Annotated in this window: 15 protein-coding genes; 5 read left to right on the forward strand and 10 right to left on the reverse strand. The window is 70.0% G+C overall.

The genetic code is table 11. The features are described 5' to 3' along the window. Position 1: 1 nt before the first annotated feature. The 3 genes from ACFYRX_RS01750 to ACFYRX_RS01760 all read right to left on the reverse strand — a co-directional run bounded on the left by ACFYRX_RS01750 (position 2) and on the right by ACFYRX_RS01760 (position 6434). Positions 2-1624 carry an ABC transporter substrate-binding protein gene (locus ACFYRX_RS01750; protein WP_389095656.1) on the reverse strand — a complete coding sequence of 541 codons (1623 nt, stop codon included), beginning with the start codon at positions 1622-1624 and terminating at the stop codon, positions 2-4. A 532-nt stretch (positions 1625-2156) separates the two neighbouring features. After that, on the reverse strand, positions 2157-4064 hold the full coding sequence (typA, locus tag ACFYRX_RS01755; RefSeq protein ID WP_389095658.1) for a translational GTPase TypA: 1908 nt from the start codon (positions 4062-4064) through the stop codon (positions 2157-2159). A 126-nt stretch (positions 4065-4190) separates the two neighbouring features. Then, complete coding sequence (locus ACFYRX_RS01760; protein WP_389095659.1) at positions 4191-6434, reverse strand: ABC transporter family substrate-binding protein; 2244 nt, start codon at positions 6432-6434, stop codon at positions 4191-4193. Between the two features lie 300 nt (positions 6435-6734). On the opposite strand from ACFYRX_RS01760, the gene ACFYRX_RS01765 reads away from it, so the two are divergent. From ACFYRX_RS01765 to ACFYRX_RS01780, 4 genes are read left to right on the forward strand one after another with little or no spacing between them, the layout of a single operon-like run. Continuing rightward, positions 6735-7025 (forward strand): hypothetical protein, encoded by a 291-nt coding sequence (locus ACFYRX_RS01765; RefSeq protein WP_389095661.1) that lies wholly within the window; start codon positions 6735-6737, stop codon positions 7023-7025. Between the two features lie 19 nt (positions 7026-7044). Then, on the forward strand, positions 7045-7881 hold the full coding sequence (locus ACFYRX_RS01770) for a hypothetical protein (RefSeq protein WP_389095663.1): 837 nt from the start codon (positions 7045-7047) through the stop codon (positions 7879-7881). After that, positions 7881-9815, forward strand: coding sequence for a fumarate reductase/succinate dehydrogenase flavoprotein subunit (locus tag ACFYRX_RS01775; RefSeq protein ID WP_389095664.1), 1935 nt, complete (start codon positions 7881-7883; stop codon positions 9813-9815). The genes ACFYRX_RS01770 and ACFYRX_RS01775 overlap by 1 nt, the downstream gene beginning before the upstream one ends. Next, positions 9812-10582 (forward strand): succinate dehydrogenase/fumarate reductase iron-sulfur subunit, encoded by a 771-nt coding sequence (locus tag ACFYRX_RS01780; RefSeq protein ID WP_389095665.1) that lies wholly within the window; start codon positions 9812-9814, stop codon positions 10580-10582. The genes ACFYRX_RS01775 and ACFYRX_RS01780 overlap by 4 nt, the downstream gene beginning before the upstream one ends. Here ACFYRX_RS01780 and ACFYRX_RS01785 read toward each other — a convergent pair. From ACFYRX_RS01785 to ACFYRX_RS01795, 3 genes are read right to left on the reverse strand one after another with little or no spacing between them, the layout of a single operon-like run. Beyond that, on the reverse strand, positions 10563-10874 hold the full coding sequence (locus ACFYRX_RS01785; RefSeq protein ID WP_389095667.1) for a hypothetical protein: 312 nt from the start codon (positions 10872-10874) through the stop codon (positions 10563-10565). The two genes, ACFYRX_RS01780 and ACFYRX_RS01785, sit on opposite strands and share 20 nt — an antisense overlap. A 5-nt stretch (positions 10875-10879) precedes the next feature. Further along, the gene (locus tag ACFYRX_RS01790) at positions 10880-11860 is read right to left on the reverse strand and encodes a phosphotransferase family protein (protein ID WP_389095669.1); all 981 of its coding nucleotides are present in this window, start codon (positions 11858-11860) and stop codon (positions 10880-10882) included. Between the two features lie 45 nt (positions 11861-11905). Beyond that, on the reverse strand, positions 11906-13048 hold the full coding sequence (locus tag ACFYRX_RS01795; RefSeq protein ID WP_389095671.1) for a hypothetical protein: 1143 nt from the start codon (positions 13046-13048) through the stop codon (positions 11906-11908). Between the two features lie 22 nt (positions 13049-13070). Here ACFYRX_RS01795 and ACFYRX_RS01800 point away from each other — a divergent pair, with 22 nt between their 5' ends. Next, a complete protein-coding gene (locus ACFYRX_RS01800; protein ID WP_389095672.1) occupies positions 13071-14447 on the forward strand; it encodes a hypothetical protein in 1377 nt (458 codons plus the stop codon). A 19-nt stretch (positions 14448-14466) separates the two neighbouring features. Here ACFYRX_RS01800 and ACFYRX_RS01805 read toward each other — a convergent pair whose 3' ends face one another. From ACFYRX_RS01805 to ACFYRX_RS01820, 4 genes are all read right to left on the reverse strand, one after another. Beyond that, a complete protein-coding gene (locus tag ACFYRX_RS01805; protein ID WP_389095674.1) occupies positions 14467-17091 on the reverse strand; it encodes a SpoIIE family protein phosphatase in 2625 nt (874 codons plus the stop codon). 289 nt (positions 17092-17380) lie between these two features. Then, entirely contained in the window at positions 17381-17785 is a 405-nt protein-coding gene (locus ACFYRX_RS01810) for an ATP-binding protein (RefSeq protein WP_389095676.1), read from the reverse strand. A 762-nt stretch (positions 17786-18547) separates the two neighbouring features. Then, a complete protein-coding gene (locus ACFYRX_RS01815) occupies positions 18548-18940 on the reverse strand; it encodes a (deoxy)nucleoside triphosphate pyrophosphohydrolase (protein WP_389095678.1) in 393 nt (130 codons plus the stop codon). A gap of 44 nt (positions 18941-18984) precedes the next feature. Beyond that, on the reverse strand, positions 18985-19176 hold the full coding sequence (locus ACFYRX_RS01820) for an SPOR domain-containing protein (RefSeq protein WP_389095679.1): 192 nt from the start codon (positions 19174-19176) through the stop codon (positions 18985-18987). Between the last annotated feature and the right edge of the window lie 131 nt (positions 19177-19307).

Below are 19307 nucleotides of genomic sequence, written 5' to 3' on the forward strand. Positions count from 1 at the left end.
ATCAGCTGAGCTTGACCGTGTCCCAGAGGATCTGGTGACCGGCGACCGACATGGACTTGATCTTGTCGCTGAAGCCCGCGTTCAGCGTGTAGAAGTACACGGGGATGTACGGCAGGTCCTTCAGCAGGATGTCGTCCGCCTGCTGGTAGGTCTTGATCGCTTCCTCGTGCGTCGGGGCCTTGTCGCCCGCGGCGAGGAGCTTCTCGAAGTCCTCGTTCACGTAGCCCGAGTAGTTGGAGCCGTTGGCGATGGCTTCCTTCGAGAAGACCGGGCGGAGGTAGTCCTCCATGTCCGGGTAGTCCATGCTCCACGCCATACGGAACGCGCCCTGGTACTTCTTGGCGTCCAGGTCGTTCAGGATGGTCTGGAACTGCTCGAACGGCTTGGCCGTCACCTTCAGGCCCAGGTTCTGCTGGAGCTGGTTGGCGACCGCCTCGATCCACTCCTTGTGGCCGCCGTCGGCGTTGTAGCCGAGCTCCAGCTTGTTGCCCGGCAGGCCGCCGCTCTTCTTGTAGAGCTCCTTGGCCTTGGCCACGTTCAGCGTGCAGGCGTCACCGCAGGCGCCCTTGCGGTAGCCGTCGATGATCGGGCTGATGTAGTCGTCGGCCGGCGTACGCGCACCGAGGAAGACCTTCTCCGAGATCGTCTTCCGGTCGATCGCCATGGAGATGGCCTTGCGGAGGTCCGCGTTCTGGAAGGCCTTGTTGTACTTGATCGGGAAGCCGATGTAACCGACGGCCGAGTCGGCCTCGTCGATCGTGCGACCCGGCAGGTCCTTCTTGTACGTCGGCAGGCCCGAGGTCGGGATCGTCAGCAGCGAGTCGAGGTTGCCGGCGACGAGGTCCTTGTAGGCCGTGTCCGGGTTCGAGTAGATCTTGAAGTCGACACCCTTGACCTCGATCTTCGAGGCGTCCGGGTACTTGTCGTACTTCGTGGTGTTGATCGCCTCGTTGTGCTTGAACTTGCCCGACATCTTGAAGGGGCCGTTGCCGATCGGGGCCTCGCCGAAGCCCTTCGGGTCCTTGAAGAACGCCTTGGGCAGCGGCACGAACGCCGTGAACGACAGCTGCGAGGTGAACGCCGCGAACGGGGCGGTGAGGGTGACCTGGAGCGTGTTGTCGTCAACCGCCTTCAGACCGGACATCTTGTCGGTCGTGGGCTTCTTGCCCTCACCCGGGTTCAGGTCGCTGTAGCCCTGGATGTGGCTGAACAGCGGGTTGGTCTGCTGGGCGTTGGTCTGGTCGGCGCCGTAGTTCCAGGCGTCGATGAAGGACTGGGCGGTGACCTTCTCGCCGTTGTGGAAGGTGTAGCCCGGCTTGAGCTTGATCGTCCAGACCTTGTTGTCCGTGGTCTCGATCGACTGCGCCATGGCGTCGACGACCTTGTTGCTGGCGTCGAGCTTGGTCAGACCCGTGAAGAGGGCGTTGATGACCTGGCCGCCCTCGGTCTCGTACGTGTTGGTGGGAACCAGGCTGTTCTGGGGTTCACCGATCTCCACCGAAACGACGCCGTTGCCCTTGCCGCTGCCCGAGCTGCCGTCGTCCCCGCCACCGCCACAGGCTGTTGCACCCAGCGCCACAACGGCGGCTATCGCAACCCACTTGGCGCTCTTGGCACCACGCATGGGGCTCCTCCTCATGAGTCCATTGATTCATCGCATGAGGGAGCACATGACGCCACCGTCGCCGGTACCTGAATGGTCACGTGCCCCCACGCTCGCGAGTCGGCGCCACCTGCAGCACGCGCCCCGTTCACCCGAGCTCTACGCGCCTAACTATCTGCCATGTGTCATTACCGAACCACACTCACGAGGTCTCGGTTCGATCACACCTTGTGCGTACATCTTCCAAAATCCGGACAAAGGGTTTGCTGAAAGATCCCTGCGAAACGGACTTGTTACACACCTATCGGACCTGCATGTCCGTATACCGAACGCAGTGCGTGTGAAAATTGGCTTGCGGATCTGCCGCTGTTGTGCCAGGGCCCACGATCCGTCACAGAAGCCACGGTGGCAGGAGCGTAGTGCGCTGAGAGGCGCCTTTACGGATCCAGAACGAGAGCAAGGGTTTCCCCTACCCTCAACCTCCGCCGCGGCGCAACAAGGACCGGGCACCCCGCGTCGCGGAGTGCCCGGCAGCCTGGTGGAACGGTGTGCGTCAGCCGTGCTTGGCGCGGCTCGCGGCGCGGGCGCGCTCACGGCCGTCCAGCTTGACCTTGCGGATGCGCACCGCCTCCGGGGTCACCTCGACGCACTCGTCGTCGCGGCAGAACTCCAGGGACTGCTCCAGGGAGAGCTTGCGCGGCGGCACGATCGCCTCGAACGTGTCGGCGGCGGCCGAGCGCATGTTGGTGAGCTTCTTCTCCTTGGTGATGTTCACGTCCATGTCGTCGGAACGCGAGTTCTCGCCGACGATCATGCCCTCGTACACCTCGGTGCCCGGCTCGGTGAACAGCACGCCGCGCTCCTGCAGGTTGGTCATCGCGAACGCGGTGACGGCGCCGGAACGGTCGGCGACCAGCGAGCCGTTGTTACGGGTCGTCAGCACGCCGAACCAGGGCTCGTGGCCCTCGTGGATGGAGTGGGCGATACCCGTACCGCGCGTGCCGGTCAGGAACTCCGTACGGAAGCCGATGAGACCGCGGGAGGGGACGACGAACTCCAGACGGACCCAGCCGGAGCCGTGGTTGGACATGTTGTCCATCCGGCCCTTGCGGACGCCCATGAGCTGCGTGACCGCGCCCATGTGCTCCTCGGGCACGTCGATCGTCATGCGCTCGACCGGCTCGTAGACCTTGCCGTCGACGTCCTTGGTGACGACCTGCGGCTTGCCGATGGTCAGCTCGAAGCCCTCGCGGCGCATCTGCTCGACCAGGATGGCCAGCGCCAACTCACCACGGCCCTGCACCTCCCAGGCGTCGGGACGCTCGGTGTCCAGGACGCGCAGCGAGACGTTACCGATCAGCTCGCGGTCGAGGCGGTCCTTGACCTGACGCGCGGTCACCTTGCGGTCCTTGACGGCCGCCTTGTTCTCGGCGCCCTTGCCGGTGCCGCCACGGCCGACCAGCGGCGAGGTGTTGGTGCCGATGGTCATGGAGATCGCGGGCTCGTCCACCGTGATCAACGGCAGCGGGATCGGGTTCTCGGGGTCGGCGAGGGTCTCGCCGATCATGATGTCCGCGATACCGGCGACGGCACAGATGTCACCGGGGCCGGCCATCTCGGCGGGCTTGCGGGTGAGCGCCTCGGTCATCATCAGCTCGGTGATGCGGACGTTGGACATGGTGCCGTCACGCTTGATCCACGTGACGGTCTGGCCCTTGCGCAGCTCGCCCTGCTCGACGCGGAGCAGCGCGATACGGCCGAGGAAGTTGTCCGCGTCCAGGTTGGTGACGTGCGCCTGGAGCGGGGCCTCCTCGTCGTACTGCGGGGCCGGGACGTGCGACAGGATCGTGGAGAAGAACGGCTCCAGGTTGTCGCTGTCGGCCGGGACCGTGCCGTTCTCCGGCTTGGTCAGCGACGCGACACCGGCACGCGCACACGCGTAGACGATCGGGAACTCGATCTGCTCCTCGTCGGCGTCCAGGTCGAGGAAGAGGTCGTAGGTCTCGTTGACGACCTCGTCGATACGGGAGTCGGGCCGGTCCGTCTTGTTGATGCACAGGATGACGGGCAGCCGCTGCTGGAGCGCCTTGCGCAGCACGAAGCGGGTCTGCGGCAGCGGGCCCTCGGAGGCGTCGACGAGCAGCACCACCGCGTCCACCATCGACAGGCCGCGCTCGACCTCACCACCGAAGTCGGCGTGGCCGGGGGTGTCGATGATGTTGATGGTGATGACATCGCTGCCATCCTTGGGGTGGTACTTCACTGCCGTGTTCTTGGCCAGGATCGTGATGCCCTTCTCACGCTCCAGGTCGTTCGAGTCCATCATTCGGTCGTCGAGCGACTCGGCGGCGTGCGCTGCGAAGGCACCGGCCTGCTTCAGCATGGCGTCGACGAGGGTCGTCTTGCCGTGGTCGACGTGGGCGACGATGGCGACGTTGCGGATGTCGTGGCGCGTGGCCATGAAGGCGTACTCCTGGAGTGTGAGGAAGGCCGACGCGTACTTCTGTGTTACGCGGACCCTGCCGGGCTGAACACGCCACGGCCTTACCCCATCGTACGTTGCCCGTGCGCCCGGGGCTCCCCGGGCTCAGTCGCCCGCGGGCCCGGCGGGGACCTTGGCGCCCTTCTTCAGGAAGCCCATGTCCTCGTAGAGCGGCGTCTGGAACCCGAAGGCACCGGCGTTCACCAGGTCCTTCTTCGCGGCTGTCAGCTGGGGCCGCTGGTACAGCGGGATGGACCCCGCGGCCGCCCAGATCCGGGAGTCCGCCTTGCGGATCAGGCTCCGGCTCCTGCCCTCGTCCAGCGTGCTGACGGCCTGGTCGAAGAGCTGGTCCACCTGGTCGGTACCGACCCGGGTGTAGTTCTGCTCCACGTTCAGCGACCCGTCGGCGGCCGGCACCGGCTTGGCGAAGATCGGCTGGGCGTCGGTGGCGGGGAACGCGGACGCGGGCCAGGAGTACAGCGCGAGGTCGTACTGTCCGGACGCGATGTGGTCCTTGAAGTAGCTCTCGTCGGACACCTTGGAGATCTCGGTCCGGATGCCGATCTTCTCCAGCATCGAGGAGATCCGCCCGGCCACGGTCCGCAGCGTTTCGGACCCCGGACCCGACGGCAGCACGAACCGCAGGGTGAGCGCCTTGCCGTCCTTGGCCAGCACCTTCGACGCGGCACCGGCCGGAGCGGGCGTGCCCTTGGGCGCGTACGCCCCCGCCGGCGCCCCGCCCTGCTTCAGCTTGTTGGCGTACTGCTTCCCGTCCTGCGCGAGGTGCCGCGAACCGGCGTCGCTCTTCTTCGCGTGGTCCTTGGGGTCCTTGTCGTCGCTCTTGTCGTCCTCGCCGACGGTGTCCGCGCCGTCCCCGTCCCCGTCGTCGGAGTCTTTGCCGGCCTTGCCGGCCTTCTTGCCGTTGGCGCCGGCGGCCTTCTCCTCCTTCTCCTTCTTCTTCTCCACCGGTCCCCCGGGCACCCAGCCCGCGTCGGCCAGCAGTGCCGACGCCTCCTTGGTGTCCTGGCCGCCGAGCGCACCGCTGCTGTCGGCGTAGGCGTCCTGGCCGGAGAGCGCGAGGTGACTGCCGACGGGTACGGCGGGCAGGCCGAGCGGGGTGAGGACGACACCGGCCAGTGCCTTGCGGTCGAGGGCGCGGGCCACGGCCCGGCGCACCCGCTCGTCGGAGAGCGGGCCCGCGGCGCCGTTGAGGGCGAGCTGGGTGTAGGCGGGCTCCAGCGACCTGCGGACCTCGAAGCCCTTCAGGGCCGTCTGCTCGCGCTCGTACGAGGCGACCGCCCTGCGCTCCTTCTCGCGGGCGCTGATCTCGTCGTCGGCCGCCTCTTCGTCGTCCCCGTGGGCGACGGCCCAGGAGCGCAGCGCGTCGGAGGCGCCGAGGTTGCTGCCGGGGCCGTGGGCAGGGAGGCCGCCCGGGCCGGCGAGCGGAGTGCTGCCGGCCTTGGCGCCCGCACGCGCGGCGAGGCTGATGCGTCCGAGGGCCTCGGGGTCGATCTCGGCGAGGTCGATCTCGCCGGCGGCCAGCGCGGCGGCCCGCTTGTCGCGCGGCACGGCGCGCAGCACGATCTCGTCCAGCTTGGCGGGGTGCCCCCACCAGCGCGGACTGCGGGTGAGGACGATCTCGTCGTCCTTGCGGTCGACCTTCTTCACCTGGAACGGACCGGCGGTGACCTTGAGCTTCTTGCGCGCGGAGTCGTTGAAGGAGTCCGGGGTGCCCATGACGTCCTTCGGGTACAGCGGCGAGAACAGCGAACGCCAGTCGGCGTACGGCCGCGCGAAGGTGACCCGGACCTCCAGGTCGTTGGCCCCGCGCTGGATCTTCTCGATGCGGTCGTACCCGGCGTTGCGGGCGGTCCAGTACGCGGAGTCCTTGCCGGACAGGGCGCGCCACTGGGCGGCGAAGTCGGCGGCGCCGATCTCCCGGCCGTCGCTCCACACGGCCTGCTGGTTCAGCTTGTACAGCACGACCTGCTTCGGCTCGGTCTCCACGACCTTCGCCGACTCCAGGTAGTCGGGGTTGACCTGCGGACTTCCTTCGGCGTCGAGCCGGTACATGGACGGCAGGACCGCCTGGGCGACGGTGGTGGTGGTCGCGTCCGCGTCCGACTGGAACGTGTTGAGGGTCTCCGGCACCGTGTCCGCGGCCCAGTGCAGGGTGCCGCCGTCGGCGATCAGATGGCGGGGGGCGGGTGCGATGTCCTGTTCCGCGAGCGGCTTGCTCGGCTTCTCTCCGGAACCGCACGCGGCGAGCGCGGGGACCGCGAGCGCGCCCGCGGTGAGGAAGGCGACCGAGCGCATGACCGCGCGCAGTCCGACGGCGTGGTGGGACATGCCGGTTACCTCCGTGGGTGCGCCGCCTGGTTTTGATCACGTTTGGCGGTATATGGAGTTGATCAGATGTATGCCGCCACTGAAGAGGAAAGGGTTCGGCACCGGGGAGCGACACGGCGGAAACGGTGCGGAAGCCCACCCGTGCGGCGCAATGGACAGCGCGCGGGGGGCGCGCACGGAGGCTCACGATCCGCCAATCCATGCACACGGCTTCCCACCGGCAGGTGTGACGCGCAACACTCGCAGGCGCATGACCGTTCCTGCCCAGGGCGACCGCGCCCGCGGAAGTGAGGTCACGTCATGTCCATGCACGACGAACTGGCATCGGCTCAGCGCTCGCTCGACGAAGTGCTCCGGTACGTGAAACGCCTGGAGCAGCAGTTGGGCAGCGGCGGGCTGGAGATGCGCCGCGTCCGGATGGACGCCGACCGGCTGCGCGAAAGCCTCGCGCTGCTCAGGGAGACCGACCCGGAGCTCGCCAAAGCCCGGCGCCCCGACCTGGTCTCCATCTCTGACACCCCGTACGACAACAGCCTGTGGACGGACTCGGACGACGAGGGTCTGGGGGCCCGCGACCGCCGAGCCCCCTGAACCCGACCGGAGTCAAGAGTTGGCCACTGGTACGGAACCTCCCGACACCGAATCCCATACCGTGCGCGGCGGCGTCAGAACCGGTACGCGCGCCGCGATCGACGCCCCGCACCTGCGCACCGACCGCTGGTGGCTGGCGCCGGCGGCCACCGCCGCCGGGCTGCTCGCCTTCATCGTCTACTCGACCTGGCGGGCCTTCGCCGACACGGACTACTACGCGGCCCCGTACGTCTCGCCGTTCTACTCGCCCTGTCTCGCCGAGCGCTGCGAGACCATGCGCCACGGCCCCAACTGGGAGATCCTCGGCGGCTGGTGGGGCATCTCGCCCGCGATCATCATCCTGATCTTCCCGCTCGGCTTCCGCCTGACCTGCTACTACTACCGCAAGGCCTACTACCGGGGCTTCTGGGCGTCCCCGCCGGCCTGCGCGGTGGCCGAGCCGCACAAGAAGTACACCGGTGAGACCCGCTTCCCGCTGGTCCTGCAGAACATCCACCGGTACTTCTTCTACGCCGCGATCCTGGTCGCCTGCATCCTGACCTACGACACCGTGCTCTCGTTCCGCAACGAGAAGTACGAGTGGGGTCACATGGGCCTCGGCAGTCTGGTGTTCCTGGCCAACATCGCGCTGATCTGGGCGTACACCCTCTCCTGCCACTCCTGCCGGCACATCGTCGGCGGCAAGCTCAAGCACTTCTCCAAACATCCCGTGCGCTACCGGGCCTGGCAGTTCGTCGGGAAGCTCAACGCCCGGCACATGCAGCTGGCCTGGGCGTCGCTGGTGAGCGTGGCGCTCGCCGACTTCTACGTGTTCCTGGTCGCCTCCGGCGCTTTCGACGATCCGAGGTTTTTCTGATGTCCGTGGTCGACCGGCAGGAATGGGACGTCGTCGTGGTCGGCGCGGGCGGTGCCGGTCTCCGTGCCGCCATCGAGGCCCGCGAGCGCGGTGCCCGTACGGCCGTGATCTGCAAGTCGCTGTTCGGCAAGGCGCACACCGTGATGGCCGAGGGCGGCATCGCGGCCAGCATGGGCAACGCCAACTCCAACGACAGCTGGCAGGTCCACTTCCGCGACACCATGCGCGGCGGCAAGTTCCTCAACCAGTGGCGGATGGCCGAACTGCACGCCCAGGAGGCCCCGGACCGGGTCTGGGAGCTGGAGACCTGGGGCGCCCTGTTCGACCGTACGAAGGACGGCCGGATCTCCCAGCGCAACTTCGGCGGCCACGAGTACCCGCGCCTCGCCCACGTCGGCGACCGCACCGGCCTCGAACTGATCCGCACCCTCCAGCAGAAGATCGTGTCCCTGCAGCAGGAGGACCATCGCGAGACCGGGGAGTACGAGTCGCGCCTGAAGGTCTACCAGGAGTGCACGGTCACGCGGGTCCTCAAAGACGGCTCGCGGGTCTCCGGTGTCTTCGCCTACGACCGTGAGACCGGCCGTTTCTTCGTCCTCGAAGCGCCTGCCGTGGTCATCGCCACCGGTGGCATCGGCAAGTCGTTCAAGGTGACGTCGAACTCGTGGGAGTACACCGGCGACGGGCACGCGCTGGCGCTGCTCGCGGGCGCGCCCCTGCTGAACATGGAGTTCGTGCAGTTCCACCCGACCGGCATGGTCTGGCCCCCCTCGGTGAAGGGCATCCTCGTCACCGAGTCGGTGCGCGGCGACGGCGGGGTGCTGCGCAACTCCGAGGGCAAGCGGTTCATGTTCGACTACGTCCCGGACGTCTTCAAGGAGAAGTACGCCGAGTCGGAGGAGGAGGGCGACCGCTGGTACGAGGACCCGGACAACAACCGGCGGCCACCGGAGCTGCTCCCCCGTGACGAGGTGGCGCGGGCCATCAACTCCGAGGTGAAGGCGAACCGGGGCTCCCCGCACGGCGGGGTCTTCCTGGACGTGTCCACGCGTATGCCCGCCGAGGTCATCCGGCGCCGGCTGCCGTCCATGTACCACCAGTTCAAGGAGCTGGCGGACGTGGACATCACGGCCGAGCCGATGGAGGTCGGGCCGACCTGTCACTACGTGATGGGCGGTATCGCCGTCGAGTCCGACACGGCGGCCGCACGCGGGGTGCCGGGGCTGTTCGCCGCCGGTGAGGTCGCGGGCGGTATGCACGGCTCGAACCGCCTCGGCGGCAACTCCCTCTCCGACCTGCTGGTGTTCGGACGCCGGGCGGGTCTGCACGCGGCCGCATACGTGGCGGACCTGAGCGAGGGCCGCCCACCGGTGGACGAGGTCCAGATCGACGCGGCGGCGGCCGAGGCACTGCGGCCGTTCTCGGCGGAGGGCCTGGAACCCGCCGTAGGGCCTCCGGAGAACCCGTACACCCTGCACCAGGAGCTTCAGCAGGCGATGAACGACCTGGTCGGCATCATCCGCCGCGAGGGCGAGATGGAGCAGGCGCTGGAGAAGCTCGCGGATCTGCGGGTACGGGCCCGGCGGGCCGGGGTCGAGGGACACCGGCAGTTCAACCCGGGCTGGCACCTCTCCCTGGACCTCAGGAACATGCTGCTGGTCAGCGAGTGCGTGGCGCGGGCGGCCCTGGAACGCACCGAGTCACGCGGCGGACACACCCGCGAGGACCATCCGGTGATGGACCGCAAGTGGCGCCGCGTCAATCTGCTGTGCCAACTCGTCGACCCGACAGGCGGGTTGGCGGCCACGGACCCGGTCCGGGGCCAGATCGACCTCACCCGTGAGACCACCGACCCCATCCGCGCCGACCTGCTCGCCCTCTTCGACAAGGAGGAGCTGGTCAAGTACCTCGCCGAAGAGGAGCTGTACGAATGAGCGGCTACACGGCCCACTTCAAGGTGTGGCGGGGTGATGTGAAGGGTGGTGGACTCAAGGACTTCGAGGTCGAGGTCAACGAGGGCGAGGTCGTCCTCGACATCGTCCACCGCCTCCAGGCCACCCAGGCACCCGATCTCGCCGTCCGCTGGAACTGCAAGGCGGGCAAGTGCGGTTCGTGCTCGGCGGAGATCAACGGGCGGCCCCGGCTGCTGTGCATGACCCGGATGTCGGTGTTCACCAAGGAGGAGACGATCACCGTCACTCCGCTGCGGGCCTTCCCGGTCGTCCGGGACCTGGTCACGAACGTCGGCTTCAACTACCAGAAGGCGCGCGAGGTCCCCGCGTTCGTGCCGCCCGCCGATCTCGGTCCCGGCGAGTACCGGATGATGCAGGAGGACGTGGACCGCTCGCAGGAGTTCCGCAAGTGCATCGAGTGCTTCCTGTGCCAGGACACCTGCCATGTCGTCCGCGACCACGAGGAGAACAAGCCGGCGTTCGCGGGCCCGCGTTTCCTGATGCGGGTGGCGGAGTTGGACATGCATCCCCTGGACGCGGCGCAGGAGTCCGGCCTGGACCGCAAGAAGACGGCCCAGGACGAACACGGCCTCGGCTACTGCAACATCACCAAGTGCTGCACGGAGGTCTGCCCCGAGGGCATCAAGATCACGGACAACGCGCTGATCCCCCTGAAGGAACGGGCCGTCGACCGCAAGTACGACCCGCTGGTGTGGCTGGGGTCGAAGATCAGGAGGCGGTCTTCCTAGCCCTGGCGGGCTTCATGGCCTGCTGCTTGACGTACAGTCCGGCGGCGAACACGGCCATGCCGCTCATCGCGACCGGGAAGTTGTCCATGTCCGGCCCATGAAGCGGACCGACGAACAGGAACGTGCCGATCCCGGCCATGGCGACCAGGGTGCCGTAGCCCCACACCCGGGGCCGCAGCACCTTGGCGCGCCCCGGGCCCGGCGCGATCCAGCCGACGGTGATCGCGGCCGCGGAGAGCACCGCGCCGACCGTCAGGACCAGGACCGCCAGGACCACCAGAGTCTCGTGCACGCCGATCATCGTGACACAAGCTCCAGCACCCTGACCAGGTTGGATTCCGCGATCTCCCGCATCCACTCCGGGTTCGGGAAGTCGCCCTCGACGAGGCGGAGCGGGCCCGCGACCAGGGACACGTGCATGGCGAGGCGGTAGAGCCGCATCCGGTCCTCGTCCAGATCGACGGACAGGCCGGCGCCGCGCAGGGCGTCGTAGTGAGGGCCGAAGCGGATCCGCAGGAAGACGTGCTCCCATTCCACGTCGAAGTACATCAGGCCCTCGATGTCGATCAGAGCCGGCCGCCCCCGGTCGTCCAACAGGACGTGGTCGGCGCCGAGTTCGCCGTGGATGAGGGTGTGCCGGTCGCGAGGCCGGACGGCCGCGGCGAGCCGCCGCACGGTCTCTTCGAGCTCCTCCCGCACACCGGCGATCCGCTCGTCCCGGACGGCGGCCTGCTCGATGTGTCGCAGGGCGCCCTCGGTGATGCGCCGGGCCGCCGAACTCGCCGTCGAGGTACCGCCGTTGTCGACGAGCCCGACCTTGCCGAAGGCGGGGCCCTCCTGGGCGTGCAGGGTCGCGAGCTCGGCGGCGAGCTGCTCCAGGGCGACGCGGCCGGCGACCGGGTCCCGTTCCAGGAACTCCTCCAGACTGCCGCCACGCATGTCCTCGACGACTACGGCGTCCATGGCGGTGTCGGCGTACAGGAGGCGCGGGGTGCGGACGCCCGCTGTGGCCAGCCGGTCGTGGGCGGCGGTGAACACCTCGCGGCTCGTGCCGGCCGAGAAAGGATCGCGGAGGTCGGAGGGGCCGGCGTCCCAGTAGTCCTCGTCCGGCGACCAGACGTAGGCGACGACGGTCGTGTCGTCGTCGAGGGCGAGCCGGTAGACGCCCTTCTTGGTGCCGCCGCGCAGCCGGGTGACGGCGGCGAGGGTCCGGCCGGTCGCGGCGCGGGCGAGGGGGGCGAGGTCGTCGCGGGTGAGGTGTCTGCGGGTGGTGGTCATTCGGCAGATCGTCGCAGTGCGGCTCCTCGGGGCGCAGGTGGTTTTCTAGCGGACCCAGTCCCGCTCGTACGCCGTCCAGTCCCCCTCCGTCGCCGCGAAGTCGACGTACAGGGCGACGCCGAAGTTCGCGCGGTCCGCGTCCGTGCGGGAGAGGCCGAGGCGGACGCCGCGGACGGCGGCGGGGACGGTCTCGGCGAAGGACCAGTGGTCGAAGTTGTTCTCCTGGTAGAAGGGCAGGCCCATCAGAAGGTCGGTGGAGTCGGGGGTGACCTCCAGCGCCAGCGAGGTCTGCTGGGCGACATAGCCGCCGTAGAGGCTCTGCAACGGGGTGGACGTGTCGTACGACATCACCGCGATCTGGTCGACCCGGCGCGCGACCTGGCCGAAGTAGGCCTGCGACCACCACTTGGGGTGCCCGGAGAGGGTGCCCGCGACGGAGTGCAGGCCGGGCAGCGGGTCGATCTGGGGGGCGGCGACGGAGAGGGGCACTCCGTGCGCCCGCGTCACCTCGTGGAGGGTGTCCAGGAGGGCGAGGTAGTTCTTGTCGCCGGAGTGCAGGGGCTCCAGGTCGAAGTGGGCGCCGTCGAACCCGGCGGCGAGGATCTCGCGGGTGGACCGGACGACGGCGGCACGGGTGTCCGCGTCGGTCAGGCGCATGCCGTCGGGGCTCTCGGTGGCGAGCTTGTCGCCGAGCCAGGCCTGGACGCGGATGCCGGGGGCCGCCTTGTGCACGGCGCCGATGAGCCAACGCGCCCTCGGGTACGCCGATCCGGGCAGCGTCCCGTCGTGCTCCAGGGGGCCCGCGTGGACGTACAGGTCCCGGATGCCGGTGTCCCGGAGGCGGCGGGCGAGGGCGGTGACGTCGGCGTCCGTCTTGCGGCCGTCGACCCAGGCGTGGCCGAGCCAGACCGCGTCCTTGCCGCGGGTGCGGGTGCCGTCGGCGAGGTCGCCGGTGTAGTTGAGGCGGAGGGCGGCGGCGACGGTGAGGAGGGGGAGCAGGACGGCGAGGACGAGTCCGATGGCGCCCCGGCGGATCCACCGGCGGCGTCCCGGCTTCGGCACGGGCACGGCCTTCACGCCCTCGTCCGCCCTGTCGGCCGTGTCGGCCTGTGCGTTCTGCCCGTCCGTCATCCGCTCCTCGTCCCCTTGCCGTACCCCGGCCACCCCGTCCCGCTCGCGCCCTCGCATTCCGGCCCATACGCTCCGAAACGTGACGTCATCCTTGGTGCGGGGCCGACCGCGGCGGAGCCGCTCGCACATATCCGTGCGGGTGGCGCATGCCCTGCTGGGTGCGGTGGCCGGGCTCGTGTGGCTGGTGCTGCCATGGATGACGATCAATGACGACGCTCCGGTTGCGAGCACCCGTGCGAGTGCCGCGGTGGCCGAGGAGGACGACTCCTCCACCAGCGACCTCGTCCTGCCGGGCGCCGTGCTCGCCGTGGTGGTGGTCCTCGCCGCCTACGGCTCACTGCGCCGGATCCGCCGCACCCGCAGCCGTACGACACCTGCCGCCCCCGGCACGACCCACGTCGGCGCGTACGTCCCCGCCGCGGTCGCACCCGCGTCGGCCGACCTCGACGACCGCTCCCGGACCGCACTCGTCGACGCCGACAACCGCCTCCGTGCCCTCCGCGAGGAACTGCCGTTCGTGGAGGCAGGGTTCGGATCCGAGGCGCTGGTCCCGTTCGTCCGGGCGGCCGAGGCGGCGCAGGCCGAGCTGTCGGCCGCGTGCGCGATACGGCGGCGGTACGACGAGGGCGTACCGGAAGAAGCCGCGGCGCTCGCCGGAGTCGTGGGCCGTTGCGAGGAGGCCGGGCGACGGCTGACCTCCGCCGCGGACAGCATGCGCACCCTGCGGGCGCTGGAGGAGGATCCCGCCGCGGCCCTGACGGCGGCCGAGACCCGCTTCCGTGAACTGACCTCCCGCACGGCCGGGGCGGAGAGCACGCACCTGGGCGACTCCGTCACCGGGTACGTCGAGTTGGCCAAGGACAGCCTGGTCACCGCCACCGTCCACCTCAACCGGACCCACCAGGCCATCGCCTCCGACCAGGCCGATGAGGCGGCCCAGCGGCTCCGCGCGGCGGAGGCCGCGATCTCCCGGGCGGACGTGCTGGTGAGGGCCGTGGCCCGGCTGGACTCGGTGCTCGCCGAGTGCGCCCGCCTGATCCCACCCGCTCTCACGGGCGCGGAGGCGGAACTGGCGCCCGTCCGTGACAGCGCCGGGAACGGGACCCGTGCCCGGCTCCTGCACGCCGACGCGGTCCTGGCCGCCGTACGACAGGAACTGACCTCCGGGCATCCGTACGACCCGCTCGGTGTCCTGCGTCGGATCGTCCTGGCGGTGGCACCCCTCGCGACGGGCCGGTCCGGAGTGCTCCCAGCCGCCGCGCTGCTGGTCGCCACGGAGTCCGTGGCCGCGGCGGACGACTACGTCACCGTTCACCGCGAGGCGGTCGGCGCGGCGGCCCGTGTCCTCCTGTCGGAGGCACGGCGGACCGACGACCTCCCACGGGCGGACGCCCTGGCCCGCGAGTCCCGTGACCTCGCGGAACAGGACGTGCGCCTGCGCGGGCACCCCGCCTAGCCGACAGGGCCCTGGCCTCCTAGAACAGGCTCAGCAAGGCCTCCGCCGGGTCCACCATGCCGTTCTCGCCGTCCGGGAGCGGCAGTTCGAACCACACCGTCTTGCCGAGTGGCGTGCGGCGGGAGCCCCAGGCCGCGCTGAGGAGGCCGACGAGCTGCAGACCCCGGCCGCCCTCGTCCGTGTCGCGCGCGCGGCGGCGGCGCGGCTGGACGAGACCGGAGTCCCAGACCTCGCAGACCAGGGTGCGGTCCAGGAGCAGTCGGAGTCTGATCTCGCCCTCGCCGTAGCGCAGGGCGTTGGTGACCAGTTCGCTGACCAGGAGTTCGGTGGTGTCGACCAGGGGCTCCAGGTCCCAGCTGAGCAGCTGGCCGCGGGCGTACTCCCTGGCCCGGCCGACGCTGCGCGGCTCCCGCGGGAGCGTCCAGTCGCCGACGGATCCGGCGGGCAGGCCCTGCACACGCGCCATGAGCAGGGCGATGTCGTCCTCGCCGTGGTGGGTGTCGAGGGTGTTGAGGACGTGGTCGCAGACGTCCTCCAGGGGCGCGGAGGGGTCGGTGAGCGCTCCTACGAACGCCTGGAGTCCTTCGTCGAGGGGGTGATCGCGGCTTTCGACCAGTCCATCCGTGTAGAGCGCGAGCAGGGCGCCTTCGGGTAGTTCGACCTCGACCTCCTCGAAGGGCTCGCCGCCGACGCCGAGCGGCATGCCGGGCGGCACGTCGAGCATCAGCGCGTCCTCGCCCGGCTCGACCAGGACGGGCGGGAGGTGGCCCGCGTTGGCGAAGGTGCAGCGGCGGGTCACCGAGTCGTAGACGGCGTAGACGCAGGTCGCGAGGTACACCTCCAGGAGGTCCGCCTCGCGGGGGCGGCGGGCCGCGCGGGTGGCCTGCTGGACGCCGCCGGGAGCACCGAGGCCTCGGGCGATCTCGTCCAACGCGGAGAGCACTTCGGCCGGTTCGAGGTCCAGCAGGGCCAGCGTCCGCACCGCGGACCGCAGTTCGCCCATCGCCACCGCCGCGCGCAGACCGCGGCCCATCACGTCCCCGACCACCAACGCCGTACGGTGTCCCGGCAGTTCGATGACGTCGAACCAGTCCCCGCCCACCTCGCTGGGGCGGTCCGAGGAGGAGCTGCCCGGCAGGTAGCGGCAGGCGATGTCCAGGCCGGAGGCCACCGGGTCGCCGGGCGGCAGCAGGGACCGCTGCAGTATCAGGGCCCGTTCGTGCTCCCGCCGGTACAGGCGCGCGTTGTCGATACAGACCGCGGCGCGGGCCGCCAGCTCCACCGCCAGGTCCCGGTCCCGGTCGCCGAACGGCTCGCTGCCCTTCGTCCGGGCGAACTGCGCCAGTCCTACGACGGTGTCGTGGGCGACCATCGGCACGGCGAGGGTGGACTGGACGGGGCCGCCCTCCTCGGCGGGGATGTACTGCGGGCGTGCGGTGCGCAGGGCGTCCGCGCAGGGCGAGTTGAACGGGTAGTGGTGGACCGCGCCGACCGCGACGGGGTCGCCGGAGCCGATCAGGGGGGCGTCGGAGACCGCACTGGCGAAGGCGACCCGGCGCAGTTCGGCGCTGCCGTCGGCGAGGCCGGGCGGGGTCTCGTCGCCGGCCAGGAGGCCCTGGTAGAGGTCGACGGTGGCCAGGTCGCAGAAGCCGGGGACGACGACGTCGAGGAGCTCGCGGGCCGTGGTCTCCAGGTCAAGGGAATTGCCTATGCGGGCGCCGGCCTCGTTGAGGAGGGCCAGATTGCGCCGGGCGGCGGCGGCCTCGCGGGCGGCGGCGCGGCGCGCGGTGATGTCGGTTCCCAGCCAGGCGATGCCGATAGGGCGGCCGGAGCCGCTGCGCACCCGGTACAGGTTGATGGACCAGTGGCGTCGCTCGTCCGAGCCCGGCAGGAAACCGGTGACGTGCATGTCCGTGATGGAGTCGCCGGTCTCCAGGACGCGGCGCAGGGTCGCGGAGACCCGCTCGGCCTCGGGGCGCGGCAGGTAGTCGTGGACGCCCTTGCCCCGGTGGTCGTCCGGGCTGCCGCCGAAGAGGGAGGCGAAACGGTAGTTGACGCGGCGAACCCGCAGGTCGGGGTCGATCAGTACGAATCCGAAGGGAGATTGACCGAAAATCGCCTGCGAGGCGGCGAGGTCGGTCTCGATGCTGCGCAGCGTGCGTACGTCGACGACGATGCAGACGGCGGCCTTCTCGCCCTCCTCGGTCCGCGTGGGCATGACGTAGACCTCGGCGAGGCCCTCCCGGCCGCGCTCGCCGTCCGCCGTGTCGGGGGCCCGGAAGGGGACCACGCCGGTCCACTCGCGGCCGTCCAGGATCTCGGCCATCTTGCGCTGACCCTGCTCGTGCAGGTCGGGGTCGATGAACGCCTCGATGGGATCCATGCCGACCGCGCGCCCGGCGGTGATACCGAAGAGCTGCTCGGCGCGCAGACTCCACTGGTCGACGAGGCCGTCGGGGCCTATGGAGAAGGACGCGACCTTGATGTAGTCGTAGATCGAGCCGGGCGGGCTGCTCTGCCACATGGCGTCGCCCGAGGGCGCCTCGCCGCGGTGGACATGCGCCACGGCATCATCCACGGCCTCCGTCCTCGCGCCGCCCGACGGGTCCTTCGACTCCGTGGCCTTCGCTGGTATCTCGCTCACGCGAACCGTCCCCTCCAGCTCACCGCGTCCGGCACCGGTCACCGGGGGCGGCTGCCCGCAGTATCCAGCACTACGGCGCCGCACAACACGGTGTTCACGATCACAGCACGATCCCGACGGTTTTCGGTCCGGGCTGCGACAACACTTCCAGTCTTCTAACCAGCGGACACCGCGTCGAATCACGTCTGCCGACAACTGCCACTGGCCTGAACCAGTCACTGGACAGCGGGATGGGTCTCGTACAGGCGTTCTCCATCGCGATCAGGTTCCCTTCCGCACGCCCTGTCAGTCACGGCAGGGCGAGTTCGAACCACACCGTCTTGCCCGCCGCGCCGGGTCGGGTACCCCAGCGGCGGGCGGCATGGGCGACCAGTTGCAGACCGCGGCCGCTCTCGTCCTCGGGCCGGGCGACGCGCTCGCGGGGTGGATCGGGGAGCGGGTCGGAGACCTCCACGAGGAGAACGCCGTCGGTGTCGTGCGGACGGACCAGACGGACACCGATGGGGCCGGTGGCGTGCCGCAGGGAGTTGGTCACCAGCTCGCTGACCAGCAGGGCGGCGATGTCGGCGAGACCGTCGAGGCCCCAGCCGCGCAGCCTCTCGCGGACCGCCGCACGGGCGGCGCGCACGGCGCCGGGATCCGCGGGGAAGGTCCACTCGGCACAGTCGCCTTCGGTGTCGATCACGCCGATCACATCCCGGGCCAGCCCATGTCCACTTTCTTGGGGTTAAGGGGCACATACCCGATATCAGGGGTGCGGTACCGTGCCGAATGGCTTAAGCCGGGGCGCCTGGCAGTTCGGGGTCGGCGGGGTGGTGGCGGGGGCGGGTGCGCTGTCGCGCGGGGGCGGGGCACCGAGACGGGGCGCGGGCCCGTTGCCACGGAGTGCGGGTCCACGTGACGGACGGGGATTCGCTGGCGCGGAGTGCAGGCTCGCTGCCGCGGAGTGCGGGTTTACGCGGCGGACGAGGACTCGCTGGCGCGGAGTGCAGGCTCGCTGGCGCGGGCTCGGATTCGCTCTCGCGGAGTGGCGGGCGAACTGCCGCGGAGTGCGGGTCCACGCAGCGGACGAGGACTCGCTCCCACGGAGTGCAGGCTCGCCGCCGCAGAGTGCAGGTCCACGCGGCGGACGAGGACTCGCTGGCGCGGAGTGCAGGCTCGCTGCCGCGGGCTCGGATTCGCTGCCGCGGAGTGCGGGCACGCCGCCGCAGAGTGCAGGTCCACGCGGCGGACGAGGATTCGCTGGCGCGGAGTGCGGGCTCGCCGCCGCAGAGTGCAGGTCCACGCAGCGGTCGGGGATTCGCTGGCGCGGAGTGCAGGCTCGCTGCCGCGGGCTCGGATTCACTGCCGCGGAGTGCGGGCACGCTGCCGTGGGCTCGGGTTCGCCGTTCGGGGTGGCTGGTCGCGTCGGCGTGGCGGTGACAGCGAGCCGTGGATCGACCGGAGGCCCTCGCCCCTAAAGATCCTTCAGCGCACCGATCGCTTCCACATCCTGGTCCAGCCAGTTCACGGTCCAGATCTCCTGCGGTGTCAGCCAGCGGAGTTCGTCGTGGTCCTGCAGGGCCTTGGGGGGCGGGGAGTCCGGGAGGAGTCGGGCGGTCCAGGCCTGGAGGATGTACGGGGCCTTCAGGGGCCACTCGCCCGGGACGCGGTCCATGACCTCCGTCTCCACGCCGAGTTCCTCCCGGAGCTCGCGTACGAGCGCCGCCTCCGGCGCCTCCCCCTGCTCCACCTTGCCGCCGGGCAGCTCCCAGCGGCCGGCCAGTTCGGGGGGCGCGCTGCGGCGGGCCGCGAGGAGGCGGTCGCCGTCGTACAGGGCGGCCGCCACCACCACGATCCGTTCCGTCATGCGCCGGAGCCTACGGGAGCCGCGGGCTCCGGGCCGGAGTGGGCTCAGTCGACGGAACTCGCGCCGTTCGCGCCGACGCGCTCGACCCAGTAGAGCTGTCGATGGCCGCGGGAATCCAGGCTGTCCGCGATCTTCTGGGCCTCCGAGCGGGTCGCGTACCGGCCCACGCGGTAGCGATTGCCGTTGTCGTCCTGTCGTATGACGAGCCAGGGAAGCGTGATCGTGCCGTCGTTCATAGCGCCCCACCGCCCCTTCCCGACCTGCGTCGAGCCCCACCCGATAAGGAAACCGCAATCCGCATATGCCCGAGCCTACGCCCTACCTTCACGCAGCGAACACGCGTTTTCACAAAGAGGTACGCAACCAG

Origin of the sequence: Streptomyces sp. NPDC005374 (assembly GCF_042872225.1) — a bacterium.
Classification (GTDB): domain Bacteria; phylum Actinomycetota; class Actinomycetes; order Streptomycetales; family Streptomycetaceae; genus Streptomyces.